Genomic DNA, 25,754 nt, shown 5'->3' with positions numbered 1-25,754 from the left:
TCATGGCTGTTCCCAAGCGGAAGCTGTCGCGCAGCAACACGCGCCATCGTCGCTCGGCGTGGAAGGCCAAGGCTCCGGCGCTGGTCAAGACCGTCGAGAACGGACGCGTTGTCTACTCGCGCCCCCACCAGGCCAAGGTCGTCGAGGATTCAGCCGGTACGCCGCTGTTCCTCGAGTACAAGGGTCGCAAGATCGCTGACGTCTGACAGCGTCATGAATGACGAGGGACTCGCGGGTCTCACTGAGCGTCTCGGGGTCGATATCGACCCCGAGACGCTTCGTCTTGCCCTCACGCACCGGTCGTACGCGTTCGAGCAGGGTGGCATCCCGACGAACGAGCGGCTCGAGTTCCTGGGGGACTCGGTGCTGCAGCTGGTGGCGACGGAATCCCTCTACAGCGACAACCCCGACCTGCCGGAAGGCCGGTTGGCGAAGATGCGCGCCGCGGTCGTCAACACGCGCGCGCTGGCGTCGGTCGCTCGCCGCTACGACGTGGGCGCCTCCCTGCTGCTGGGCAAGGGCGAGGACGCTACGGGTGGCCGTGACAAGGACTCGATCCTCGCGGACACCGTGGAGGCGCTGATCGGCGCGTGCTACGTGAGCTGCGGGCCGGATACCGCCTTCGCGCTCGTGCACCGTTTCATCGACCCCATGCTGTCGGACGCCGTGACTCTGGGCGCGGGCATGGACTTCAAGACCACTCTGCAGGAAGCCGCGGCGGACCTGTCGCTCGGGACGGTCCGGTACGAGATCTCCGGTGAGGGACCTGCTCACGCCCGCGTGTTCACAGCGGCTGCGTACACCGGGGACACCGTGTGGGGCACGGGTGAGGGGTCGTCGAAGAAGGCCGCCGAGGCGGTCGCCGCCGAAGTCGCCATGCGTGCCATCTCCGCCGCTCACCCCCGCTACGCCCGGCGTGCCTGAGCTTCCCGAAGTCGAATCCGTCCGCCGCGGTCTGGTCGACTGGATCTCCGGAGCCCACGTGGTCGGTGCCCGTGTGCTGGACCCGCGGATCCTCGGCACCACGTCGCAGCGGCGCATCCCGCCCGAGGCCGTGGATGCCTTCACTGACGCCGTCACCGGCGCCTCCTTCCGCGCTCCCGAACGTCGGGGCAAGTTCCTGTGGGTGCCTCTTGGGGAGGATCGACCCGCGGCGCTCACCCTGCACCTGGGCATGAGCGGTCAGCTGCGGATCCACTCGCCCGACGAGGCGTATCACCGCCATACCCGCGCGGTGCTCTCCCTGGAGTGTGGTGAGGGCCCCCACGAGCCCCTGGAGCTGCGGTTCCTCGATCAGAGGATCTTCGGCCACATCGGTCTGGACGACCTCGTCGCCGACGGTCCAGACGCGATTCCCCGGGGGAGCGCCCATATCGCGCGCGATCCGCTCGACCAGCACTGGGACCTCGAATCGACCGCCCGCACGGTCGCGCGCTCCCGGGCGGCGATCAAGTCCGTCCTGCTCGACCAGACCGTTGTGAGCGGCATCGGAAACATCTATGCGGACGAAGCGCTGTTCCGTGCGGGCGTACACCCTCTGGCCGTGCCGTCCCGCACGCGCATCTCGCGTATTCGGCGCACCCTGGAGGAGTCGCGCACCGTCATGCTCGAAGCCCTCGCCCAGGGCGGCACCAGTTTCGATGCGCTCTACGTCCACGTGAACGGCGAATCCGGGTACTTCTCGCGGAGCCTGAAAGTCTACGGGCGTGAGGGGCAGCCGTGCGAACGCTGCGGTACCGCCATCGTCCGGGACCGCTTCAGCAACCGCTCGAGCCACTTCTGCCCGCGCTGCCAGCGGAAGCGCTAGCCGAGGGGCTGGGCTGACGAGCTCATGCGAGGGCTTGACCTTGTCCCTGGGGGCAAGGTTTAGCGTAGTCGCAAGGAGGTGTTCCGGTGCGCATAGGGGAGCTGGCCGGCAAGGCCGGAGTGTCGACCAAGACCGTTCGCTACTACGAGCGGCTCGGCCTGGTCGATCCGGCTCGCGAACCCAACGGGTATCGGTCGTTCGGTGAGAACGATGTGCGGGTCGTGATGGAGGTCAGTGAGCTGAGCGAGATCGGCATCTCGCCGTCCAAGGCAGGACCGTTCGTGGAGTGTTTGGACCTCGGGCACGAGCACGGGGACGAATGCGTGAGCTCACTCACGGTCTATCGCGACACGATTACCGACCTCGAACGCATGATCGATGCGCTGTCGCTCCGCCGGGACGCCCTGCAGCAGCGGCTCGACCGGAGTGCGGACCGTTCATTCAAGAAGGAGAAGCCGATGTCTGACTACACGACTCTGCCCGAGGGCCTGCCGGTCCCCGAGGACGACGGAGCCGCCCACGGCCTGCCCGGTTCGTCGATGCCCCGGCTGTCCCTTCCGGCCAGCGATGGCCGGAGCATCGATTTCTCCGACCTTGGCCCGGGGCGCACAGTGGTCTACCTGTACCCGCTCACCGGACGGCCCGGCGTGGACCTGCCGGAGGGATGGGACGCGATCCCCGGTGCGCGTGGCTGCTCGACGGAGGCCTGTGATTTCCGCGACCACTTCCAGCAGCTTCGCAACGCAGGCGCGGAGCGGGTGTTCGGCCTCTCCGGCCAGAACACTGAGTACCAGGCGGAAGTCGTCGAGCGGTTGCGGTTGCCGTTCAGCATGATCTCCGACGAAAGCCTGGCGCTGGCCGACGCTCTCGGCCTTCCGACCTTCTCCGCGCCGGGGCACGATCGGCTCTATGCCCGCCTCACACTGGTCGTCAGAGGTGGGGTTGTCGAGCACGTCTTCTATCCGATCTTCCCTCCGAACGAACACGCCGGGCAGGTACTCGACTGGCTGGTGCAGCACCCCGCCTGATCCAGCAGGACTCGCCGACCAGGAGCAGTGTGACGCACGTCGCCCCGCACCTCGGGCTCAGCGACATGCGACGCGATCTGGGCTAGCCCGACGTCACGCGTGCGCCTGGATCTGCGACTGCGCGCTTTTCGGGGACCAAGATCACCGGCCCACTTCCACACATCGTCGTCAGCGACGTCGAGGTCGGTTACTGCCCAACCACGTGCGACGAGTATTGCTAGGACATCGTTGCCGACCAGTCTCCAGCCCTCCTTGAGTTTCCAGATCTCCTCTGGGGCTTCGTCATTCACGTGCCTTCCTCCTTCGAGCGGATTTGTCGTCGCGTCGTACGAAGAATCAAGAAAGTCACAGTTCGCCCCTTCCGTTCGATGCGGCATTCGAACTATAATCGAAGGAAGATGACGCTCCTGCGATGGTGCAGGGCGATGGTGCAGGGCGACGGTCAGAAGGTGTGAGTGGCATGACGGGGCTCCGAAGCGGCCCTTTGGGTGAAGATGATGACGGCGATGACAGGGGTTCGACGGGTTCCGCGGGAGAGCCGGACGGTCTTGGGGCGCATGCGGTTGATGTCGGGTCCTGGGGTGATGAGCACGGCGCACTGCGTCCGCGACGGGGTACTCGGATGCACCGGGCGTTCGCTTCAGCACGACGTGATTCGGCGGCGAACACGCTGACGATCGCGGGCGCGAAGGGCCTGGACCTCGTTCCCCTGAGCCATGGCGGGGATGTCTACACGTATCTGCTCCAGGGCGGTTCGCAGCTGACCGGCAGCGCTGAGCCCGCGCGCATCGCAGATTTTCAGCTGATGAGCGGCGGCCCGGTGGGCGACTACGCGGTGAGTGAGGCCGATGCGGATGTTGGTGGTGTGCCTGCTGGTGATGCGCGTGATGGCTGTGAAGGGGCGAGTCGTGACAGTTCGGGTCGTGACGGTGGGGGCGGTGGCAGCTCGGGTCGTGCAGGTGGGGGCCGTGACAGTGGGCGTCATGGCCGCGCGACGTCGAAGGTCCCCTACCGGACGCTCACTGCGTCTCTGAGCGCCTACGACCTGTCCTGCCGGATGCGGGAGGCTGCTCATGCGAAGTCCCGACTGCACGCGGTCGAAACGGTCGCGACCGCAGAGACCGCTCTCGCGGCAGTCGGTGTGCACGGGGAGGATCCCGCGATCATCGACGACGTCCTCGCAGACCATGAGGCATACACGGCTCGCGAAAGGACCGCTGCCGCGCTGCCTTCTCAGATCACCCACGCACTCGTCGTGGATTTCGACTTCACTCACAACCAGGCTCGTCGGCACGTGATCGACGCCGTCATCGCGTACATCGGTCTGTCAGGGTCATTGCGCGATGTGTTCGCCGGCGTCCTGAGCTCCGAGAAGCTCATGGTGCTCGTTCGCAGGAGCGCGGCGCTTTCCCTCGCCGACGTGCGATGGTTGGATCGATCTGCCCGGGAGCTCGATCCGGACGTCCCCTTGGAGACATTCGCACGCCGCATCAGCGAGTTGGTGGACTCCCGCTCGAATCGGCGCCAGAAGGCACGTAACGCCTTCGCTACCCGTCGTGTCGAGTTCGAGCGCTTCTACAACGGGACGGGCTGCGTCAGCCTCCACGGCCCGCTCACGGTACTCGAGCCCTTGATGAAACGTGTTCACGCGACCGCGGAAGCGATCCTCGCAGGCAGGATCTCCCCGCTTGACGTGACCGACATGGATGGCCATCCCGTCTCGCTCGCCGGGCTCCGGGTCGTTGACACACGTTCGCTCGACCAGCTGGTGTTCGACCTGCTCGCTCTCGTCGCACCCGGGACACGAGTGCCCGTGGACTCTTCCGAAGTTTTCGCTCGCGGCAAAGCGTCCGACGAGGGAATCTGTCCCAACTGTGCGGCGGCCGACGCTTGCGACGGAGTCGACGACCAGGGCGGGACTGACGGCCTTGGCTGCTCCGACAGTTCCGACGGCTCCGACAGCTCTGACGACCCTGGCTGCTCCGCCGGCACCGAAGGCTCTGACTGCTCCGGCGGTTCCTGCGGGTCGGGGAGTCGCGACCACGGGTGGGTGCGCCCTTCCCGCGGAGACTCCCGTCCGTCTGCAGCTGCGGATGGCACCGCCCCGGAGTTCGTGATCGTGCGCTGCCCGTCCGAAGGTGATTGGCTGGCCGAGCAGGCGCGCGTGAGCATCACCGTCCCGGTTCTCACATGCATCGACGCAGACAGTCTGCTGCCAGGAGAGATGGAAGGGCACTCGCCGATCCCGGCGGATCTCGTCCGCACGATCCTCCCCACCCAGTCCGCTGTCTTCCGACTGCTCACGGACCCGATGTCCGGTGAAGTCCTCGAAGAGGTTGCGACCACGTACCGGGTGCCGGCGGGAATGCGGCGGACAGTCGAAGCGCGCCATAGCTCCTGCGCCGCCCCGGGATGCACGCGGTCATCGACGAAGCTCGACATGGACCACATCATCCCCTTCGACCACGCGGCTCCGCGCAACGGCGGTCTCACGGTGCCGGACAACCTGCACCCGCTCTGCGAATACCATCACCAGCTCAAGACGGCCGGCATCATCACCGTCAGCGTGGACGACGAGGGCGTCGAACGGTGGCGCTACCCGCTGGGACGTGAAGCGATCGCCGTGATCGACAGCAACTTCACGGAGATCGAAGCGGCGCAGCAGCTGCTCGAACTACTCGTCGACGAATCCCAGGCAGCAGAAGCAGCTGCGACCTGCAGCGACGTCGGATGCGACCGGAAGGGCTGCGGACGTCACAGCTGCGGTGAGGACGTCGACGGTGGGCAGCCACCGTTCTGACTTTCCGCAGACCGCCGTCGTGCGGGAACGGGAGACGGCTCTGCTTCGACGCGACTCTCCGACTCATTCTTCGTCGCACGAAAGGGTTCTTGATGCCCGGCCTCGATAGACTCTTGTCACCATGCATCTGAAGACCCTCACCCTGCGCGGATTCAAGTCCTTCGCGTCGGCGACGAAGCTCGAGTTCGAGCCAGGCATCACCTGCGTCGTGGGTCCGAACGGTTCGGGCAAGTCCAACGTCGTCGACGCGCTCGCCTGGGTGATGGGGGAGCAGGGTGCGAAGAACCTGCGCGGCGGGAAGATGGAAGACGTCATCTTCGCCGGTACCGCGAAGAAGCAGGCGCTGGGCCGAGCAGAGGTCGCTCTCACGATCGACAACAGCGACGGGGCACTGCCCATCGACTACACGGAAGTGACGATCTCGCGCACCCTCTTCCGCTCGGGCGGGAGCGAGTACCGGGTCAACGGGGAACCGGCACGGCTGCTGGACATCCAGGAGCTGCTGAGCGATTCCGGTCTGGGCAAGGAGATGCACGTCATCGTGGGGCAGGGCCGCCTCGACGCGATCCTCCACGCGGACCCGTTCGAGCGGCGCGGCTTCATCGAAGAAGCCGCCGGTGTCCTCAAGCATCGCAAGCGGAAGGAGAAGGCGCTCCGCAAGCTCACGGGTCTACAGACGAACCTCGACCGGCTGGCCGACCTCCGGTCGGAGCTGGCACGTCAGCTGGGACCCCTCGGGCGGCAGGCGAAGGCCGCGCAGCGGGCGCAGGTCGTCCAGGCGGTCGTCCGGGATGCAACCGCCAGACTGCTCGCCGACGATCTGGTGCAGCTGCAGGCGCGGATCGCCGCGACGACGCCGGACTACGATCCCGCGGAGCGCAGGCGTGCGATCGAGGAGGAAGTGCGGCTGCTCGATGAGGAGATCGGCGAGGCGGAGACCGCCCGCCGGACGTTCGACGCCCACACGGACGAAGCACACAACAGGCGCACGGCGATCGCCGCTCAGCACTCGCGGGCCACGGCACTCGCCCAGCGTGCGGGGGACAGGGTCACCATGCTGCGGGCCGCGGCGGAGCAGCACCGCCCGGTCGGAGAGTCGCCCGATGCATTGCGCGAGCGGGCGGAACGGTTCGTCGCGGACCACGACGAGGCGCAGGAAGAGGCCGCGGACCGGCGGACGGCGCTCGACGACCTCACTGCGGAGAAGGAGGACGTCGAATCCCGCCTGTCCGCCGCGGAACGGGAACTCGCTGGAGAGCGTGCCCGGATCGCTGCGCGCGTCAAGCACAGGGCGGAGCTCGAATCCGGTGTCGCCGTGGCGGAGCGCACCATGTCCCACGCGGAGTCGGTCATCAGCTCCCTCGACGCCGAGTCCGCCGGTTCGGACGAGCAGATCGTCCGTGCGGAGGTCGCCGTCGCAGAAGCACGCGAACGACTCACCGCCAGCGAATCAGGGGAAACGGTGCTGGACGAGTCCCACACGGCGGCCGCGGCGCGTGTCGCGGAGGTCGAGGAGCAACGGACCGCGCTCGTGCAGGCGCGCGAGCAGGAGAAGGCGGAACTCGTGAGCCTGCGCGCGCAGGCGGAGGGGCAGCGCGCGAGCAGTCGTCTCACCGCGGAGCTCAGCGATCTGGTGGAGGCCGGTCTGCCGGGTCTGCGCGGTGCGGTGGCGCAGCACCTGCGGATCGTCCCCGGCTGCGAGGTTGCGGTCACCGCTGCGATCGGCACACTGTCCGGCGCCGTCCTCGCAGCCGACCAGACGGCAGCGCTGGCACTCCTCGACCATGTGGGAGAGGACCGGCTCATCGACGTCGTCCACCCCCCGGCCACACTCGCCTCATCGGAGCACCCCTCCCACACCTCGTCAGCACCTCCGGCTCAGAGCTCGTCGCCGGTCTCTGCCGAACAGCCCTCGGAGTCTCCGTCACCGCGGTCCTCGACCCCACCGGCGCCTGCAGAGACGGTCGCCGCTGAGGCCGTCGTCACCTCGTCGGCCCCAGATCTCGCCGCGGCACTCGCGCCTCTGCTCAGCGGTGTGCGGCTCGCCGGCTCTCGTGAGACCGCGCTCGCACGGCTGTCCACCCATCCGGACGAGACCGTCATCGCGCTCGACGGCACCGTGTTCGCGGCAGGGCGGGCGGCGCGCGCCGGATCGCCGGAGGCCGGCCAGATCGCCGCACGGGCAGCACTCGACGACACGCTCGCCGCGGTCGAGGACTCAGAGGCACGGGTCGCGCAGCTGGACCGCAGGATCGGTCAGCTCGATGAGCCCCTGGCCGCTGCGCGCACGCAGGAGAAGGAGGCGATGGCCGCACTGCACGACTCCGATGCGGCGATCATGGCGGCCGGTGAGGAACTGGCGCGAGCAGCCGGCGAACTCGAACGGCTGACGGCACGGGCCTCGGCTGCGGCGTCATCGCTCGTGCAGGCGACGGAGCGCAGGGACGCGGCGGCCGCGGAACTCGAGGGCGCGCGCCGAGCACTGGCAGATGCGGATGCGGAAGAAGACCTGCAGGACGAACCGGACACGACGGAACGGGACCGGCTCGCGGACGCCCGGTCGGCGTTGGGGGAGCGGACGGTCGATGCGCGGGTCGGGCTGCGGACGGCGGAGGACAGGGTGACGTTCCTCGCCGACCGCGTCCGGTCGCTGCGCCGGCAGGCAGACCAGGAAGAGGCGGCCCGCGCGCAGGCAGAGCGCACCGCGCAGGCGCGGAGGCGACAGGCCGACGGCGCGGAGGAGATCGCACGCATTGCGGCCGAGGTCGCGGACCGTGCCGGGGAATGGCAGCGCGAGGCGGAGGCAGCTCTCGCCGAACGCGCAGGCGAACGACAGCGGCTCGAAGAGGCCGTCACCGGCCTGCGCACACGGCGAGCGGACGCAGCGGACCGACTCTCCCGGGCGGCGGACGCGGAACACGCGGCGCGGCTGGCGAGGGAACGGCATCTCCTGCAGCTGGAAGAGCTCGAACGGCGCGCGGTCGACGACGTGGGGCTGGAAGCGGACAACCTTATCGAGCAGTTCGGCCCCTATCTCCCGGTACCGGTGCTGGACCCGCGCGAGCACGACGGCAGCGCCGACGGCGAGGACACCCCGTCGGTCCCGTACGTGCGGGCCGATGTGGAGAAGTCGCTGGCGAAGGCGAAGAAGGAACTCGCGTCGATCGGTCAGGTGAATCCGCTGGCACTCGAGGAGTTCGCTGCTCTGCAGGAGCGGCACGACTACCTCGAGAAGCAGATCACGGACGTGGAGAGGACCCGGACGGAACTGCTGGGGCTCGTCGAGGACGTCGACCGGCACGTCCAGGAGGTGTTCGAATCCGCGTTCTTCGACACGCAGCGGGAGTTCGCGGACATCTTCTCGCGCGTCTTCCCCGGCGGTGAGGGCTCGCTCGACCTCACGGACCCGGACGACATGCTCACGACGGGGGTCGAGGTGAGTGCCCGCCCTGCCGGGAAACGGGTGAAGAGACTGTCGCTGCTGTCCGGTGGGGAGCGCTCGCTCGTGGCCGTCGCGATGCTCGTCGCGATCTTCAAGGCCCGGCCCAGTCCGTTCTACGTGATGGACGAGGTGGAGGCCGCCCTCGACGACGTCAACCTGTCCCGGCTGCTCACCATCTTCCGGGAGCTCCAGGAGTCGAGCCAGCTCATCGTCATCACCCACCAGAAGCGCACGATGGAGATCGCCGACGCGCTCTACGGGGTGACGATGCACGGGGACGGCATCTCGCGCGTCATCTCCCAGCGCCTGGAATCGCCGAAGGACGCCCAGCCGCCCACAGCCCCGCAGCCTGCAGCGCGGTGAAGGCTCCACGGCGCGGGGGTGGGACCTCTGAGGAGACTGTGATCTGTCCGAACTCGATGAGCACGTCGATCGTGCAGTGCGGTGCGCGTATAGACTGGCACGCGATGACCGGTCGAGTCCGTTGTGCTGCGGACGCGGTGCCGGTGGACCGTGCAGACCGTGAGGAGTACTTCCCCATGCCAGCCCTCATGATGAGAGGTGCCGCCTGATGGACACAGGTGGTTTCCTCGTCGTGATCATCGGGCTGGCGGTCACGTTCGTGATCGGCCTGATCATCGTCCTCCTCGTCGCGCTTCCCGGTCTGCGGAGGGACGGGCGGATACGTGCCAACGAGCACGACCGGTTCCGCCTGCCCCGCAGGTGGACGGGATACGACGAAGAGGTCTACGGATACTTCGGCGACGACGAGACCGCCACGCTCGCCACACGTGAACAGGCCGCAGTCACCGCGATGCGCGAGCACGCCTATGTGCTGCGTCCCCAGCCCGCCCGGCACGCGGCCCCGCCGCTCGCATCACTGCGCCCGCGGACGCGCCACTGGAAGGTCCCGGAGTCGGGGACCGGCTTCACGACCACGATGAATCTGCTGTTCGGTCGGGGCGCAGGCTGAGACCGGCGGCCTGCCCGCTTCCGACCGTCTGCTGTTGATCCGTCCGCTTCCGACCCACAGGAGTTGAAACGTGGAGTCCGTCATCTACGCCTGCATCGGCGTACTGGTCCTGCTCGTCATCATTGCGGGGGCCTTCCTCCTTGCGCCGTCCAAGCGTCGCCGCGGCGACGCGACGTCGGGAACCGTCACCGCGCCCGAGGCGCCGGGCACCGGCGTCGGCACCGGCCCGTCCACGTCTCCCGACTCGGACGAGGAAGCCCTCGGTGAGGGGACCTCGGCGCCGGTACTCGAGACGCCGACGGAACCCACCTCCCGCCTGGCGCGCCTGCGGGACCGCCTGTCGAAGTCGAACACGACGCTGGGGCGGGGACTTCTCACACTGCTGTCGCGGGAGACCCTCGACGAGCAGACGTGGGAGGAGGTCGAGGACCTCCTCATCATGGCGGACATCGGTGTGGACCCGACGACGGAGATCGTCGACGCGCTGCGTGAGCGGGTGCGCGTCCTGGGGACAGGGGACCCCGCAGCCCTCAAGGAGCTGCTGCGAGAAGAGCTCGTGAAAGCGGTCGACCCGACGATGGACCGGGCTCTCGCCGTCGACCCGATCGACGGTTCGCCGCGCGTCATGCTGGTCGTCGGTGTGAATGGAGCAGGCAAGACGACGACCGTCGGCAAGATCGCCCGCGTCCTCGTCGCGGAGGGCCGCACCGTCCTGCTGGGAGCCGCGGACACGTTCCGTGCGGCAGCAGCGGAGCAGCTCACCACGTGGGGGGCCCGGGTCGGCGTGGACACCGTGCGCAAGGAGGAGGGCGCCGATCCTGCGTCCGTCGCCTACACCGCGGTCGAACGGGGGATCGACGAAAGCATCGACGTCGTCCTCGTCGACACCGCCGGCCGGCTCCAGAACAAGAAGGGCCTCATGGACGAGCTGGGCAAGGTGAAGCGCGTCGCGGCCCGTCCCCTGGGCGAGGACCGCGGAGTCGACGAAGTGCTCCTCGTGCTCGACGCGACGACGGGGCAGAACGGCCTGCAGCAGGCGAAGGTGTTCTCCGAGGCGGTGGACATCACGGGCATCGCACTCACGAAGCTCGACGGGACGGCGAAGGGCGGGATCGTCGTCGCGGTCCAGCGGACCCTGGGAGTGCCCGTCAAACTCATCGGCCTGGGCGAGGGCGCGGACGACCTCGCGCCGTTCGACGCGCAGGGATTCGTCGACGCGATCGTCGACGGCTGAGCGCTGCCCGGCCAGAGCTGCGCGGCGATCCCTGGAGGGCGAGGGCGGTACGCCGATGCTGTGCGGTGTGCTGAGATCGGGACCTCCTCCCGGTGGTGCGCTCAGCACAGTCGCGCTTGGTACCCTGGAGAGCTGACCCTGCGGGGCAGCCACGATCCGATCCTGCGAGGAGTGCTGTGTTCAACTCACTGTCCGACAGGCTGACTTCGACCTTCAAGAATCTGCGCGGCAAGGGCCGCCTGACCGAAGCCGATGTCGACCAGACCATCCGCGAGATCCGACGCGCCCTGCTGGACGCGGACGTCGCACTGCCTGTCGTGCGCGCCTTCACCGGCAGTGTGCGGGAGCGCGCACTGTCGGAAGAGGTGTCGCAGGCACTCAACCCCGGCCAGCAGATCGTCAAGATCGTCAATGCGGAACTCGTGGAGATCCTCGGCGGCCAGACGCGGCGCATCGCGTTCGCGAAGCGTCCGCCCACCGTCATCATGCTCGCGGGCCTCCAGGGCGCCGGCAAGACGACGCTTGCTGGGAAGCTGTCGCACTGGCTCAAGCAGGAGGGCCACCGTCCCATGCTGGTGGCAGCGGACCTCCAGCGGCCCAATGCGGTGAACCAGCTGCAGATCGTCGGTGAGCGTGCAGGCGCATTCGTCTACGCGCCGGAACCGGGCAACGGTGTGGGAGACCCGGTCCAGGTCGCGACGGACGCGATGGATGTGGCGCGCACCAAGCTGCACGACGTCGTCATCGTCGACACCGCTGGTCGCCTGGGCATCGACGAAGAGCTCATGCAGCAGGCGCGGGACATCCGCGACGCCGTCGACCCGGACGAGATCCTCTTCGTCATCGACGCGATGATCGGTCAGGACGCGGTGGCGACGGCCGACGCGTTCAATGAGGGCGTCGACTTCACCGGCGTCGTGCTGTCCAAGCTCGACGGCGATTCCCGCGGTGGTGCTGCGCTGTCCGTGGCACAGGTGACGGGCAAGCCGATCATGTTCGCCTCGACCGGCGAATCGATGACGGACTTCGAGCTGTTCCATCCGGACCGCATGGCGGACCGCATCCTCGACATGGGTGACATCCTCACCCTCATCGAGCAGGCGGAGCGCACCTTCGACGAGAAGGAGACGGAGCGGCTCGCGAAGAAGGTCGAGGCCGGTGAGGACTTCGACCTCAACGACTTCCTCACACAGATGGCCTCTCTCAAGAAGATGGGGTCGCTCAAGAAGATGCTCGGCATGATGCCGGGCATGAGCGAGCACAAGGCGGCGCTGGAGGCGTTCGACGAACGTGAGATCGATCGCATCGAGGCGATCGTGAAGTCGATGACCCCGCAGGAGCGCACGAACCCCAAGCTGCTCAACGGGTCGCGGCGCCAGCGCATCGCCAAGGGTGCGGGCACGACCGTCACGCAGGTGAATCAGCTCATGGAGCGGTTCGGGCAGGCACAGAAGATGATGCGTCAGATGCGGAGCGGCGGGGGTATGCCCGGTATGGGCGGCGGTCGCTCTCGTGGTCCCCAGGCGGCTCCCGGCATGCCCGCGATGCCCGGGATGCCGGGGATGGGCAGCCCGGGCGGTGCGTCGAAGCGCAAGAAGGGGAAGAAGAAGCCCGCAGGCAAGTCCGGGAATCCTGCGAAGCGAGCAGAAGAGGCGAGGTTGGCCGAACTGCGTCGTCAGGGGAAGGCCCCGGAGCAGAAGGGCGCCGCTTTCGGCGGCATCGAACTGGGCGACGACGACATCGACCTGTCGAAGCTGCCGAAGGGCTTCGGCGGGTTCTGAGCGGCCGAGGTCCCTGGGCCTCTTGGGCCTGGGGCATCGGTCCGTGGCGGGCTCACCGGCCCGGTTTCCTCTCGGCCATCGGTTTCTGGCATAATCTATCGCTGTACCCGAGCGTGCGCGGACCCTCTCAACCGCGGGCGCTCGACTACACGCAGAGTACGCATACCGTCTGTCCCCACGGACGGGTCCGGATTCTCACACCTCATCAGAAGGAGACACCACTCTCGTGGCAGTCAAGATCCGCCTCACCCGCATGGGCAAGGTCCGTGCTCCGTTCTACCGTGTCGTCGTCGCTGATTCCCGCACCCGTCGGGACGGTCGCGCGATCGAGCAGATCGGCAAGTACCACCCCACCGGAGAGCCCTCGTTCATCGAGATCGACTCCGAGCGTGCGCAGTACTGGCTGTCCGTGGGCGCGCAGCCTTCGGACCAGGTGAAGGCGCTCCTCAAGCTCACCGGTGACTGGCAGAAGTTCACCGGCGAGGGCGAGGCCGTCAACACCGTGAAGGGTCGTTCCGCGAAGGAGTCCTTCGAAGCACCGGCGGCAGCGTCGGTCATCGTCGAGAAGCCGAAGGAAGCACCTGCCGAAGCCTCGGAGGAAGCAGCAGCCGACGCTCCTGCGGAGACCCCGGCTGAGGACGCAGACCAGGCCGAGGCCTGATCATGCTGTCTGACGCTCTCGACCACCTGGTCCGCGGGATCGTGGACAATCCCGACGACGTCTCCGTGCGCACGCGCGGCGGCGGCCGCGGGACGACGCTCGAGGTCCGGGTGCACCCCGACGACCTCGGTCGCGTGATCGGGCGTGCAGGCCGCACCGCCAAGGCACTGCGGACCGTCATCGGTGCGCTGGCCGGGCGTGAACGCGTGCGCGTCGATCTCATCGACGGTTGAGCATCATGCACAGCTGAGCTTCAGTGTGCTGAAGGGCCCCATCACCTCCTCGAGGTGGTGGGGCCCTTCGCTGTGCGTGCGGCACCGCCTGTGCGGCGCTGCGGGTGTCCGCCATCGGTGTTCCGTGTGGCACGATTGGCGCATACATCCGCGGGGGCAGACATCGGAGCGCTGCCCCAGCTGCAGTGTGCGAACCCAGGAGGAGCATGAGTCAGGTCGCCGCCCGTCTGGGCAAGCCACACGGGATACACGGTGAGGTCACGGTGGAGGTCCGCACGGACGATCCCGATGCGCGGTTCGTCGCCGGCGCGGTCTTCACGACGGATCCGGACATCGGGGAGCTCACGCTCGAGCGTGCTCGTTGGCATCGTGATCGGCTGCTGCTCACGTTCGAGGAGGTCCCGACCCGCACGCGTGCGGAGGAGGTCCGCAACACGCTCATCCTGGTGGATGCGGAGGACGACGAGGTCGAGGACGACGCGTGGACCGTCGAGGAACTCCGCGGGCTCGAAGTGCACCTGGCCGCGGGAGGTCTCGTCGGCACGGTCACCGATCTGACGGTCGGCGTCATGCAGGACCTTCTGCACGTCGAGACGGTTGAGGGCGAGGGGGTGCTCGTCCCCTTCGTCGAGGAGATCGTTCCCGAAGTGGACGTGGAGACCGGGCGCGTCCTCCTCACACCTCCGCCGGGACTCATCGACGGTGACGAGACGGACGACCGCACGGAGAGCCCGGAATCGTGATGCGGCTGGACGTCTTCAGCATCTTCCCGGAGTACCTCGCCCCGCTGGATCTGAGCCTCATCGGCCGTGCGCGGGAGAAGCGCCTGCTGGACCTCACTGTGCACGATCTGCGGGAGTGGACTCACGACCGTCACCGCACCGTCGACGACACCCCCTACGGGGGAGGTGCGGGCATGGTGATGAAGCCGGAGCCGTGGGGCGAAGCGCTCGACACGGTCCTGTCAGCCACCCCCGACGTGCCGGTCGCCGAAGTTTCGCCATCCGGGGAGTCCGTCGCCGGGGCGTCGTCAGCGGGGGAGCCCGTCGCCGAGGTGCCCGCTGCGGAGGACAGCGCCGCTGCGGTCCGCGCCCGGCCCGTCCTCATCGTCCCCAGCCCTGCCGGTGAGGTCTTCACCCAGACCACCGCACGTGAGCTCGCATCACGGGATCACCTGGTCTTCGCGTGCGGTCGCTACGAGGGGATCGACCAGCGCGTGATCGACTGGGCGTCACAGCGGATGGAAGTCCGCCCGATGAGCATCGGCGACTATGTCCTCAACGGGGGAGAGGTGGCCGTCCTCGCGATGGTGGAGGCGATCGCACGCCTGCTGCCGGGAGTCATCGGCAACCCCGGATCCCTCGACGAGGAGAGCCACGAGGACGGGCTGCTCGAATACCCGGTCTACACGAAACCCGCCACTTGGCGAGGACTGGACGTCCCGTCCATCCTGCTGTCCGGCGACCACGGGAAGGTCGCACGATGGCGTCGCGACCAGCGTCTGCGCCGCACTGCAGCGACCCGGCCGGACCTGCTGGCCGTCCTCCCTGCGGGATCGCTGGACGCCCGCGACAGCGAGGTGCTGCGTGAGGCGACGACGGGGGCTCAGGAAGAGGAGCAGCGGGAGGCCGGCTCGTCCCGCGTTGAAGCAAGCGGGTCGGGTCTGGCAGAATAGGCGATTGCGTTCGTTGCGGCCGCTCTGCCTCGGGGGAGACGGCGCTGGCGGTGGCGGTTCTCCTGTCACAGGGTGCCACCGGACGGACGAATCCATCTCTCTCACGGCATGACCGTGGGGCTGAACAACGATCACCCGTCCCGGGGCGAGCGATCAGGAGTGACATCATGCAGAAGCTTGATTTCGTCGACCAGAAGTCGATGAAGACCGACCTGCCGGAGTTCCGTGCAGGCGACACCGTCTCCGTCGACGTCCGCGTCATCGAGGGCAGCCGTTCGCGTATCCAGGTGTTCAAGGGCGTCGTCATCCGCCGCCAGGGCACCGGCATCCGCGAGACCTTCTCCGTCCGCAAGATCAGCTTCGGTGTGGGCGTCGAGCGTACCTTCCCGGTGCACTCGCCCATCATCGAGAAGATCGAGGTGAACGTCCGCGGTGACGTCCGCCGGGCGAAGCTGTACTACCTGCGCAGCCTCCGCGGCAAGGCCGCACGCATCCGCGAGAAGCGCTGACGCGGCGCATCCCGCCGCGATGCAGGCATCTGACGATGCTCACGAGGGCGTGACCCGGAATCCCGGGTCGCGCCCTCGTGCGTCGTCCGGGGGCTGGCGGGCATGGATGCGGATCGGAGGCCTCGTCCTCCTCATCGCAGTCGTCCTCGCCGGTCTCATCCGCGGAGTCGGCCTCCAGTCGTTCGTCGTCCCGTCTGCGTCGATGTCACCCACGCTGGAACCCGGGGATCGGATCGTCGCGCTGCGGGCACCCGCGCTGCTGCACACCGTGGACCGCGGGGACGTCGTCGTCGTCGACGGGCGCGGATCCTTCGTCGGGAGCCTTCCGCCGGACATGTTCGCACAGATGGGTGCGTGGTTCGGGATCGGGCCCCGCGACGTGTACTACGTCAAGCGCGTCATCGGAGTGGCAGGTGACACCGTGCAGTGCTGCGATGAGAACGGCAGTCTCCTCGTCAACGGTGAGCCCCTCGACGAGCCGTACCTCAAGGATCGGGCGGCAGCGGCCTCGGGCACGGAATTCGCTGTCGAGGTGCCTGCTGACAGGCTCTGGCTGCTGGGAGACAACCGCTACGACTCGACGGATTCCCGCGACCTCCTGGGTCGGCCGGGCGGCGGCATGATCCGTGAGGAGAGACTCATCGGCACCGTGCTCGGAGCGGAGTGACGGCGAACCGGACCCGCGGCGCTAGACTGAGCGATCGTGAGTGGAGGAGACAGCATGCAGGGTGAGACCAAGTCCCTGTGGGGCACGATCCGCGAATTCGCGATCATCATCATCATCGCCCTCATCGTGTCGTGGGCGCTCAAGACCTTCGTCGTGCGCAGCTTCCACATCCCGTCGGCATCGATGCAGCAGACGCTCGAGGTGGGCGATCGAGTCATGGTGAACCAGCTGTTCTTCAACGACGTCGAACGCGGTGACGTGATCGTCTTCGACGATCCGGGCGGCTGGCTGGCCCCTGGTGTCACCGCTCAGTACAAGCCCAACCCTGTGCTCGTCTTCGTCGGGCTGCAGCCTGCAGACGCCGGAACGCAGCTCATCAAGCGCGTCATCGGGGTCGGCGGCGACACCGTCGAATGCTGTGATGACCAGGGGCACCTCATGGTGAACGGCGAGCCGATCGACGAATCCTCCTACCTGTACCCCGGTGTCACCCCCTCCGATGTGCCGTTCTCCGTGGATGTCCCCGAAGGCCACTACTGGGTGATGGGCGACAACCGCAGCAACTCCTTGGACTCCCGCTACAACACGAACGCCACGGGCGGCCCCTTCGTGCCGGCAGACGGTGTGGTGGGCGAAGTGTTCGTCATCAACTGGCCACTGGACCGTCTGCGCTGGATGGGCAGCGACGAGAAGACGTTCGCGACCGTCCCGGACCCGCAGGGGGCCTGAATGCGCGTCGCAGAGATCACTCGACACGACGTCGAGGTCGAATGCCACGCCTCCGGTGCGCGCTTTCTCGTGGGGATGGACGAAGTGGGTCGTGGCGCACTTGCGGGTCCCGTAGGCGTCGGCGCCGTCCGGGTCGACGCGCAGGCACTCGCAGACGGATCGGATCGTGACGTGTCCCGTGTCCCCGATGGCCTCAGGGATTCGAAACAGGTCCCGGTGTCCCTCCGCGGAACACTGGCCCGGACGGTGGCCGCGTGGCGCCCCGAGCACGCCGTGGCCTACGCGAGCGCTCAGGAGATCGACGCGGTCGGCATCTCGCTCGCCCTGTGCCTCGCGGGCCGCCGCGCCCTCGCGGCGCTCGCGGCACACGGCGACATCGACCTGGTGCTCCTGGACGGCAGCCACGACTGGCTGTCCGCGCCGCTGACCCTCGATGCGGGACTCGTGTTCGGTGACGCAGCGGACGTGGAGGTGCCGCGAGTGCGGACGATCGTCAAGGGCGACGGGTCGGTCGCCACGATCGCGGCGGCAAGCGTGCTTGCCAAGGTCGACCGGGACGCACGCATGCAGGCACTCGATGCGGAACTCCCGGGCTACGGCTGGTGCTCGAATGTCGGGTACGGGTCTGCGGCGCACCGCGAGGCGATCGCATCGCTGGGCGTGACCGAGCACCATCGCCGGTCCTGGGCGCTGTGAGCGACCCGCATCCGTCGTCCCCCATCCGATGGCGCGCATGGCTAGGATGGCCCCTATGAGTGCTGAGGATCTTGAGAACTACGAGGCGGATCAGGAACTCCAGCTCTACCGTGAGTACCGGGACGTCGTGGGCCTCTTCTCGTACGTGGTGGAGACGGACCGTCGCTTCTACCTTGCGAATTCGGTGGACCTCAAAGCGCACGAAGCGGGTACGGACATCTACTTCGAGCTGACGCTCCAGGACGCCTGGGTGTGGGACACCTTCCGCTCCGCCCGCTTCGTCAAGCACGTCCACGTGCTCACCTTCAAGGACGTGAACATCGAGGAGCTCGCGAAGACCGAACTGGAGCCGCCGACCTCGCTGAGGCGATAGACGGAGCCCCGATCGACTGCGCGTCACAACGCAGCGACAGGTGTGGCTCATGATGCGCACACGGCGCTGTGGGCGCAGCCGCGACAGTCCACAGACATGGTGGGGCCCTGTTCGCCACCTGATTCAGCCCCTGTCATGGAGGCATGAGCAGACAGATTTTGGGCCGCCACGGCGAGGACTTCGCGGTGAAGCACCTCGAATCGCACGGGTGGACCATCCACGAGCGGAACTGGCGGTGCCGCCACGGCGAGATCGACATCATCGCGATCGCGCCGGACGCGGTCACGGTCGTCTTCATCGAAGTGCGCACCCGGTCCACCGTGAACGCGGGACACCCGCTGGAGACGATCGGTCCCAGCAAGGCCGCGAGGATGCGGCGGACTGCTGGAGCGTGGTTGTCGGCGCAGGACGATTTCATCCCGCGCTTCCGGATCGACGTCATCGGGATCATCTGGGACGCACTGGCCCCTGAGCTCACGCACCTCGAGGGGCTCGAATGAGTGCCGCGGAACCCCGGGTGAACGGGATGAGCGCCGCAATGCCGGGTTCCGAAGAGCTCCCGTCGTCTGTCGGGACACCCCGACCGGTGAAGCTGGGGCGGACGGAGGCGATCGCGCTGTCCGGTCTGGACGGCACGCACGTGATCGTCGAATCGAGCGTGAATCCCGGCATCCCCGGCATCGACGTCGTCGGGCTGCCCGATGCGTCAGTGAGCGAATCCCGCAAGCGGATCCGTGCGGCACTCAGCAACCTGGGCGTGCGGCTGAAGGCGATGCGGTACACGGTGTCGCTGTCGCCGGGCAGCGTCCGGAAGATCGGGAGCGGTTTCGATCTGGCGATCGCGACGGCGGTGCTGGGGGCCGAAGGGATCGTCGACGCCGACCGCACGACTGGTGTGGTGTTCTGCGGGGAACTCGGGTTGGACGGACGGATCGTCCCGGTGCCCGGCGTGCTGCCGACGATCGTGTCCGGCCTGCGAGCGGGCTTCACCCACTTCGTCGTGCCTGCGGGCAGCGCCGAGGAGGCGAACCTGGTCCCCGGTGCGAAGATCCTCCCGGTCGCGAGCGTCGCCGAATGCGCGGCCTGGTTCGGCGCGGACATGGTGCCCGGACCCGTGGAGATCGTGCGGGACCGCAGTGTGACGCACGGACAGCGGCCCGACGTCCACGACCTCGCCCAGGTGCAGGGACAGGACGATGCGCGCTACGCGCTCGAGGTCGCCGCCGCGGGTGGACACCACCTGATCATGACGGGGTCACCGGGTGCGGGGAAGACTCTCCTCGCCGGATGCCTGCCGGGGATCCTCCCGCCGCTCGACGAGAACGCCGCGGTGGAGGTGCTCGCACTCGCGTCGCTCGCGGGGACGTTCTCTGCTCGGGATGTCCCGCCGCTGCCGCCGTTCGAGACACCGCATCACCGCACGACGGCTGCGGCGATGCTCGGCAGCTCGCGGCCCAACAGTGTGGGCGTGTTCTCGAGAGCGCATCACGGGGTCCTCTTCATGGACGAGGCACCGGAGTTCTCCCGCGATGTGCTGGAAGCTCTGCGAGAGCCGCTCGAATCAGGGTGGTGCCGCGTGTCGCGCAGCTGGGGAGCCGTCGACCTGCCGAGCCGGTTCCAGCTGGTCATGGCGGCCAATCCGTGCCCGTGCGGAACAGGCGGAACGAGTGCGCCCGGGTGCACGTGCACGCCGATGGACCGCCGGCGGTATCGGGGGAGGCTCTCGGGCCCGCTGCTCGACCGGATCGACCTGCGACTGCAGATGCTGCCCGTGACTCCGGCGGATGTGCACGCGCAGGAGCCGCGTGAAGCGTCGGCGCACGTGCGACAGAGAGTGGTCGCGGCGCGGCAGGTACAGGCCGAACGCTACGCGGGGCGGGACTGGACGACGAACGGGAGGACACCGGGAGGGTGGTTGCGCGGCCACTTCCGATTCGCTGCGCGCGAGACGCACCTCCTGGACCGCGCGCTGGAGACGGGCGCCCTCACCATGCGGGGATACGACCGTGTCCTGCGCATCGCGACGACGATCGCCGACCTGGCCGGCAAGGAACGGCCCGGCACGGAGGAGCTGGGCGCCGCCCTGCTCATGCGCACGCAGGAAGGATGAGACATGGACACTCTCGCAGTGAGGGAAGCGGCCGCAGACCTCGTGCGGATGGCTGAGCCGGGCGATGTCCTGCTGGCGGCGCTCGTCAGAGCCGTCGGCTTCCAGGACGCCCGCGGGCTGGCGCTGAGCAGCGACGCCCGTGACCACCGGAAGGCGACGGAGGTCATCGTCGAAGAGCTGGGAGGGTCGGACGACGGCGATGGCACGGCGGTGTGCGGGAAGCGGGTCGGCGACGCGTTCGGCCGATGGGCGGTGCGAGCTTCGGAGCTGGACGGGGCGCGGGATCTGCGGGTGATGGAGCGCCTCGACGGGAGGCTCGTGCTCCCCGCGGACGACGAATGGCCGCGGGGGATGGACGACCTGGGGACGCACGCGCCGATCGCCCTGTGGGTACGCGGTCCGGCGTCGCTCAAGACTGTGCTCGAACGGTCGGTCGCCGTCGTCGGTGCCCGGGCCGCGGACCCCTACGGTCTCACCGTCACAAAGATGCTCACATGGGACCTCGCCGGTGCCGGGTACACGATCGTCTCCGGCGGGGCCTACGGTGTCGACGCCGCCGCGCATCGAACGGCGCTCGGGGCGGACGGCATGACGGTCGCCTTCATGGCAGGTGGCGCTGACACCCTCTACCCACGCGGGAATCACGAACTGCTCACGGAGGTCGTGCGCAGTGGTGCAGTCGTGTCGGAAGCGGCTCCGGGACAGACTGCTATGCGCCATCGCTTCCTGCTGCGCAACCGGCTCATAGCTGCGGCGTCACGCGCCACCGTCGTCACGGCGGCGGGCCACCGCTCCGGTGCACTCAACACCGCGAACAGGGCGGCCGAACTCCTGCGACCCGTCGGTGCAGTCCCCGGTTCCGTGCTGAGCGACCAGTCGTCGGGCTGCCACCGCCTGCTGCACGAGGGTGCGGCCGTCCTCGTGACGGACGCCCAGGACGTCATCGCCCTGGCAGGTTCGCTGTCGGAGGCGCTGGACGGCGAGGACGAGGTGCAGACGGAACTGCGGGTCACGGACACCATGACTCCCGAACAGCTGCAGGTGTACTCCGCGCTGCCGGCACGCCGGGGCGTCGACGTGCCCACCCTCGCAGCACGTGCCGGTCTCAGCATCGGCGCCGCGATGTCCGCTCTGGGAATGCTGGAACTGGGCGGCCACGCACGGAGGACGGACCGGGGCTGGACGAAGGCGGAGCCTCCGGCGCGACCGGTGTGACGGGCGCTACCCTGGAGTCATGCCTGCTTCCCCCACGGGCGATCTCATCGACCGGTATCTGCACGACCCCGCCTACATCGACGCGGTGGAGGAGTTCGACGCGCACCTGAGGATCGAGCGCGGCGCCTCCGGCCACACGCGACGCGCCTACGTGGGCGACGTCTGCCGCCTGCTCGCGGACTTCGAAGGTCCGGACGCGACGGGGCTCCCGCTCGACGCCATCGAAGCGGGCAACCTGCGCGACTGGGTGCTCTCGATGTCCCGGGACGGGTCCGCCCCGTCGACGATCGCCCGCCGGACGGCGGCTGTGCGCCGGTTCTTCGGACAGTGCCTCCGCTCCGGCCGCATCAGCAAGGATCCCTCCACCCGTCTGCGCTCGCCCAAGAAGCCCTCCCGTCTGCCCACCGTGCTGCAGCAGGAGCATGCGGAACAGGTGCTCGACGGCGTCAGTGATGCGGTGATGGCAGCAGACCGTTCGTCCGTCCCCGACGACTCCGACGGCTCTCACCCGTCGGACACCTCAGACACCTCAGACACCTCGGACACCACTGACACGTCCGATGGGTCCGACGCGGTTGACAGCTCGGGCCGTCCGGGCACGGCGAAAGTGCAGGATCCTGCAGAAGCACTCCGGGACGCCGCGATGCTCGAACTGCTCTACGCCACGGGCCTGCGCGTGGCGGAGCTCGCGGGCCTCGACATCGACGACGTGGATCGCGAGGCACGGCTCGTGACGGTGGTGGGCAAGGGCGGCAAGGTGAGGCGCGTGCCGTTCGGGGTGCCCGCGGAGCGTGCGGTCGATGCATGGCAGCGGCGGGGGAGGCCCTCACTCGTGACGGAGCGGTCCGGACCCGCTCTCTTCCTCGGAGTGCGCGGCGGCCGCATCGATGTGCGGCAGGTGCGACGAGTCGTCAGGCGCGCCACGACAGCAGTGCGGGGTGCGCCCCCACTGTCCCCGCACGGCCTCCGGCATTCGGCGGCCACACACATGGTGGAGAATGGTGCGGACATCCGGCAGGTGCAGGAGTATCTGGGACACGCGGCGCTCAGCTCGACCCAGATCTACACCCACGTGTCGATGGGGCGGCTGGCCGCGGTCTACAAGCAGGCTCACCCCCGGGCGTAGAGCAGTCGTGGTCGCGGGAGCGAGGTCATCCGCCGGCGTACTCCCAGTGCCAGGCTTCCGGCAGCGAGCCGTTCTGACGGGCCCATGCCGGGTGGGTATAGCCGAACCTCGATGCGTTCGACTGCATCCACCGGTGGGCAGCGGTGCCGAAGCGATTGATGCCGCCTCCCAGGTCCATCGCCAGGCCCCAGCCGTGGTTGGAGGTTCCCGGTGTGGCGGCCATACGGCCCTTGCGCCGTTTGAGGATCACCTGGGTGTCGTAGTCGCGGTACGAGTCCGTCACGGAGATCCGGGTGCCGAACTCCTGCTGATAGGCGCGACTCATCTCGTCGAAGGCGCGTGCCGCGTCGCAGCGCATCAGATGCCCGGGTGCGGTCTCCAGAGCGCAGAGGGCGACGGAGGGGATCCGCCCGTTCTGGTGCCCACCCCAGGGTCCGGCACCGCTGCGTCCGGAGTCCTGTGGGACCTCGGGGAGTTCGTCCGGCGCTTCTGAGTCGGGCAGCAGGATGGTGTCTCCACGACCGAAGAAGGGCATGGGGTCGACGTACGACGTCTTCTCCCCATCGGGCCACACGCCCACGTGGACGCAGCCGTCATCGCAATGGGAAGGACTCGATACCGCGCCGATCACGTGCCCGGGGTACACGTCGTCGCCGGTGCGCACCGATGCGTCGACGTTTTCGACGCTCATGACCCAGTCCCGGACGGTGACACTCACGAGCGGCTTGCCTGCGACCACGCCGGCGTACCGCACCGTTCCGTGTGCCGGAGCGCGGATGGGTTCGCCCGGGAGCGCCGCGATGTCGACCCCGCGATGACCTGCCTGCCAGTTCTCCTCCGGCGGATCGAAACCGCGCACGACAGTGGGGGAGGGGACCGGGGCGATCCAATCCGTCGGGTGCTGCACTGCCGCAGCCTCGCCGCTGAGAGGGCTCGCCGGTGCGACGACCGCGTACCCGGGAGGCGCTGCCAGGAGGGGCAGGAGCAGCCCCAGCACGGCGACGATGAGCAGTCGTCCCGATCGGCGCAGTGCCGCGGAGGCCGGTCTCTTCGGGAGCCTCCGGCGGGGAAGGCGGAGGCCCGGGTGCTGCGTCCGTCGAGGGAGCGAGGTGTAGGGGTGCGCGTTCATCCACCCAGCGAAGCGGGCAGCCCGCGCCAGCCCCAGGCCCTTCCTGTACCTGTGGAGAGCGTCCCACTCCTCCCCAGGAACGTGTACGTGCGGCGATGGGTCATGTCCCCAGCCTCCGCACCCGTCGTCCCCGGTACCGACACCCCCTCATCGCCGGCTCCGACCGGCGATCACCCCGGCTCCCGACAGCCCGTCGTCCCGGGCCCCGATTGGCTCGGCGGGCTGGAGCACAGTAGGATGCTCCCAGCAGCACTGTGTCCGTTCGCTTCGGAATTCCGCCGTTCGGCCCCGGTCGTGAGGCGTCGGACGAACTCACGGGCACAGGCTGACTTCGCGCATCCGAACACCCGATCCCGGCCGACGGTGCGAGCCTGTGCTCGCCGGTGGGGAACGCGGATGCCAGGCAGAAACCGGAAACGCTGAAACGGACCCTCTCCTGTCCATGCCCGCGGCGCATCGTGCCGGCGGGGATGTCCGGAAGGAGTGCGTTCCAGCCTGACATACGTGTGCACCCGCGGGTGCGGGGCACACGTGGAAGGAGTCGTCGGCATGGCCGTCGTCACCATGCGCCAGCTGCTCGACAGCGGCGTCCACTTCGGACACCAGACCCGCCGTTGGAACCCGAAGATGAAGCGCTTCATCTTCACGGAGCGCAACGGCATCTACATCATCGACCTCCAGCAGACGCTGGGGTACATCGACTCGGCCTACGACTTCGTGAAGGAGACCGTGTCGCACGGCGGCACGATCCTGTTCGTCGGCACGAAGAAGCAGGCGCAGGAAGCGATCGCGGAGCAGGCCCAGCGTGTCGGCCAGCCCTACGTCAACCAGCGCTGGCTGGGTGGCATGCTCACGAACTTCCAGACGATCTCCGGTCGTCTGGCGCGCCTGAAGGAGCTCGAGGAGATCGACTTCGACGACGTCGCGTCGTCGATGTACACGAAGAAGGAACTCCTCATCCTCCGTCGTGAGAAGGACAAGCTCGACCGCACGCTCGGTGGTATCCGGGACATGCAGCGGACCCCGTCCGCCGTCTGGCTCGTCGACACGAAGAAGGAGCACCTCGCGGTCGACGAGGCGCGGAAGCTCGGCATCCCGATCATCGCGATCCTCGACACGAACTGCGATCCGGATGAGGTCTCCTACCCGGTCCCGGGCAACGACGACTCCATCCGCTCCGTCAACCTGCTGACCCGCGTCGTCGCGGATGCGGTGGCCGAGGGTCTCATGACGCGCCACGGTGTGGACGAGGGCGGGGAGAAGAACGTCTCCGCCGTCGAGCCGATGCCGGAGTGGGAGCGCGAGCTCCTCGAGGGGTCGACCGAGACCGCCGCTGCGGAAACCCCCGCAGCAGACGCTCCCGCCGCCGAGGCCGCTGAGGCTCCCGCTGCGGAAGCCCCCGCCGCTGAGGCGCCTGCCGCTGAGGCTCCCGCTGCCGAGGCCGCGGACACCCCTGCTGCCGAGGCCGCGGAGACCCCCGCTGCCGAGGCCCCCGAAGCCGCTGAGGCCGACACCGAGTCGACCGAAGCCTGATCGTTCACGCCCACAGCCGGCCCACCCGCCGGC

At 68.4% G+C, this 25,754-nt stretch carries 24 protein-coding genes; 23 read left to right on the top strand and 1 reads right to left on the bottom strand.

Annotated elements, in window-relative coordinates:
* Positions 1-2: 2 nt before the first annotated feature.
* The 22 genes from rpmF to JFC09_RS08960 all read left to right on the top strand — a co-directional run bounded on the left by rpmF (position 3) and on the right by JFC09_RS08960 (position 23,059).
* Positions 3-206 (top strand): 50S ribosomal protein L32, encoded by a 204-nt coding sequence (gene rpmF, locus JFC09_RS09065; RefSeq protein WP_198393700.1) that lies wholly within the window; start codon positions 3-5, stop codon positions 204-206.
* 7 nt (positions 207-213) lie between these two features.
* Positions 214-924, top strand: a complete 711-nt coding sequence (gene rnc, locus JFC09_RS09060; protein WP_198393699.1) for a ribonuclease III — start codon at positions 214-216, stop codon at positions 922-924.
* Positions 917-1,807 (top strand): bifunctional DNA-formamidopyrimidine glycosylase/DNA-(apurinic or apyrimidinic site) lyase, encoded by an 891-nt coding sequence (gene mutM, locus JFC09_RS09055; protein ID WP_198393698.1) that lies wholly within the window; start codon positions 917-919, stop codon positions 1,805-1,807. The genes rnc and mutM overlap by 8 nt, the downstream gene beginning before the upstream one ends.
* Before the next feature lie 86 nt (positions 1,808-1,893).
* Complete coding sequence (locus JFC09_RS09050) at positions 1,894-2,835, top strand: redoxin family protein (protein WP_198393697.1); 942 nt, start codon at positions 1,894-1,896, stop codon at positions 2,833-2,835.
* Between the two features lie 622 nt (positions 2,836-3,457).
* Positions 3,458-5,635, top strand: coding sequence for an HNH endonuclease signature motif containing protein (locus JFC09_RS09045; RefSeq protein ID WP_198393696.1), 2,178 nt, complete (start codon positions 3,458-3,460; stop codon positions 5,633-5,635).
* Between the two features lie 121 nt (positions 5,636-5,756).
* The gene (gene smc / locus JFC09_RS09040) at positions 5,757-9,440 is read left to right on the top strand and encodes a chromosome segregation protein SMC (protein ID WP_198393695.1); all 3,684 of its coding nucleotides are present in this window, start codon (positions 5,757-5,759) and stop codon (positions 9,438-9,440) included.
* Between the two features lie 208 nt (positions 9,441-9,648).
* The gene (locus JFC09_RS09035) at positions 9,649-10,050 is read left to right on the top strand and encodes a hypothetical protein (protein ID WP_198393694.1); all 402 of its coding nucleotides are present in this window, start codon (positions 9,649-9,651) and stop codon (positions 10,048-10,050) included.
* Between the two features lie 70 nt (positions 10,051-10,120).
* On the top strand, positions 10,121-11,284 hold the full coding sequence (ftsY, locus tag JFC09_RS09030) for a signal recognition particle-docking protein FtsY (RefSeq protein ID WP_198393693.1): 1,164 nt from the start codon (positions 10,121-10,123) through the stop codon (positions 11,282-11,284).
* A 176-nt stretch (positions 11,285-11,460) separates the two neighbouring features.
* Positions 11,461-13,065 carry a signal recognition particle protein gene (ffh, locus tag JFC09_RS09025; RefSeq protein WP_198393692.1) on the top strand — a complete coding sequence of 535 codons (1,605 nt, stop codon included), beginning with the start codon at positions 11,461-11,463 and terminating at the stop codon, positions 13,063-13,065.
* 226 nt (positions 13,066-13,291) lie between these two features.
* Entirely contained in the window at positions 13,292-13,726 is a 435-nt protein-coding gene (gene rpsP / locus JFC09_RS09020; protein WP_198393691.1) for a 30S ribosomal protein S16, read from the top strand.
* A gap of 2 nt (positions 13,727-13,728) precedes the next feature.
* Positions 13,729-13,959, top strand: a complete 231-nt coding sequence (locus tag JFC09_RS09015; RefSeq protein ID WP_198393690.1) for an RNA-binding protein — start codon at positions 13,729-13,731, stop codon at positions 13,957-13,959.
* A gap of 206 nt (positions 13,960-14,165) precedes the next feature.
* Entirely contained in the window at positions 14,166-14,702 is a 537-nt protein-coding gene (gene rimM, locus JFC09_RS09010; protein WP_198393689.1) for a ribosome maturation factor RimM, read from the top strand.
* Positions 14,702-15,634, top strand: coding sequence for a tRNA (guanosine(37)-N1)-methyltransferase TrmD (gene trmD, locus JFC09_RS09005; protein WP_198394039.1), 933 nt, complete (start codon positions 14,702-14,704; stop codon positions 15,632-15,634). The genes rimM and trmD overlap by 1 nt, the downstream gene beginning before the upstream one ends.
* Before the next feature lie 167 nt (positions 15,635-15,801).
* Positions 15,802-16,143 (top strand): 50S ribosomal protein L19, encoded by a 342-nt coding sequence (gene rplS / locus JFC09_RS09000; protein WP_198393688.1) that lies wholly within the window; start codon positions 15,802-15,804, stop codon positions 16,141-16,143.
* Positions 16,144-16,192: 49 nt separating this feature from the next.
* A complete protein-coding gene (gene lepB / locus JFC09_RS08995; protein ID WP_332839716.1) occupies positions 16,193-16,810 on the top strand; it encodes a signal peptidase I in 618 nt (205 codons plus the stop codon).
* A gap of 54 nt (positions 16,811-16,864) precedes the next feature.
* Positions 16,865-17,539 carry a signal peptidase I gene (lepB, locus tag JFC09_RS08990; protein ID WP_198393686.1) on the top strand — a complete coding sequence of 225 codons (675 nt, stop codon included), beginning with the start codon at positions 16,865-16,867 and terminating at the stop codon, positions 17,537-17,539.
* Positions 17,540-18,235, top strand: a complete 696-nt coding sequence (locus JFC09_RS08985) for a ribonuclease HII (RefSeq protein ID WP_198393685.1) — start codon at positions 17,540-17,542, stop codon at positions 18,233-18,235.
* 55 nt (positions 18,236-18,290) lie between these two features.
* Positions 18,291-18,608, top strand: a complete 318-nt coding sequence (locus JFC09_RS08980) for a DUF2469 domain-containing protein (RefSeq protein ID WP_198393684.1) — start codon at positions 18,291-18,293, stop codon at positions 18,606-18,608.
* A gap of 143 nt (positions 18,609-18,751) precedes the next feature.
* The gene (locus JFC09_RS08975; protein WP_198393683.1) at positions 18,752-19,108 is read left to right on the top strand and encodes a YraN family protein; all 357 of its coding nucleotides are present in this window, start codon (positions 18,752-18,754) and stop codon (positions 19,106-19,108) included.
* On the top strand, positions 19,105-20,718 hold the full coding sequence (locus JFC09_RS08970) for a YifB family Mg chelatase-like AAA ATPase (RefSeq protein WP_332839715.1): 1,614 nt from the start codon (positions 19,105-19,107) through the stop codon (positions 20,716-20,718). The genes JFC09_RS08975 and JFC09_RS08970 overlap by 4 nt, the downstream gene beginning before the upstream one ends.
* Positions 20,719-20,721: 3 nt before the next feature.
* Complete coding sequence (gene dprA / locus JFC09_RS08965) at positions 20,722-21,933, top strand: DNA-processing protein DprA (protein WP_198393682.1); 1,212 nt, start codon at positions 20,722-20,724, stop codon at positions 21,931-21,933.
* Between the two features lie 19 nt (positions 21,934-21,952).
* Positions 21,953-23,059: a tyrosine recombinase XerC gene (locus JFC09_RS08960; protein ID WP_198393681.1), complete on the top strand. Its 1,107-nt coding sequence runs from the start codon at positions 21,953-21,955 to the stop codon at positions 23,057-23,059.
* Positions 23,060-23,084: 25 nt separating this feature from the next.
* Here JFC09_RS08960 and JFC09_RS08955 read toward each other — a convergent pair whose 3' ends face one another.
* Positions 23,085-24,188, bottom strand: a complete 1,104-nt coding sequence (locus tag JFC09_RS08955) for a D-alanyl-D-alanine carboxypeptidase family protein (protein ID WP_198393680.1) — start codon at positions 24,186-24,188, stop codon at positions 23,085-23,087.
* 549 nt (positions 24,189-24,737) lie between these two features.
* Here JFC09_RS08955 and rpsB point away from each other — a divergent pair.
* Positions 24,738-25,721 carry a 30S ribosomal protein S2 gene (gene rpsB / locus JFC09_RS08950; protein WP_198393679.1) on the top strand — a complete coding sequence of 328 codons (984 nt, stop codon included), beginning with the start codon at positions 24,738-24,740 and terminating at the stop codon, positions 25,719-25,721.
* Positions 25,722-25,754 lie beyond the last annotated feature (33 nt).

The sequence above is a fragment of the Brevibacterium yomogidense genome (assembly GCF_016107685.1).
In the GTDB taxonomy this organism is placed as follows: domain Bacteria; phylum Actinomycetota; class Actinomycetes; order Actinomycetales; family Brevibacteriaceae; genus Brevibacterium; species Brevibacterium yomogidense.
The sequence above is the reverse complement of the archived record's forward strand: the minus strand, read 5'-3'. Positions and strand labels throughout refer to the sequence as shown.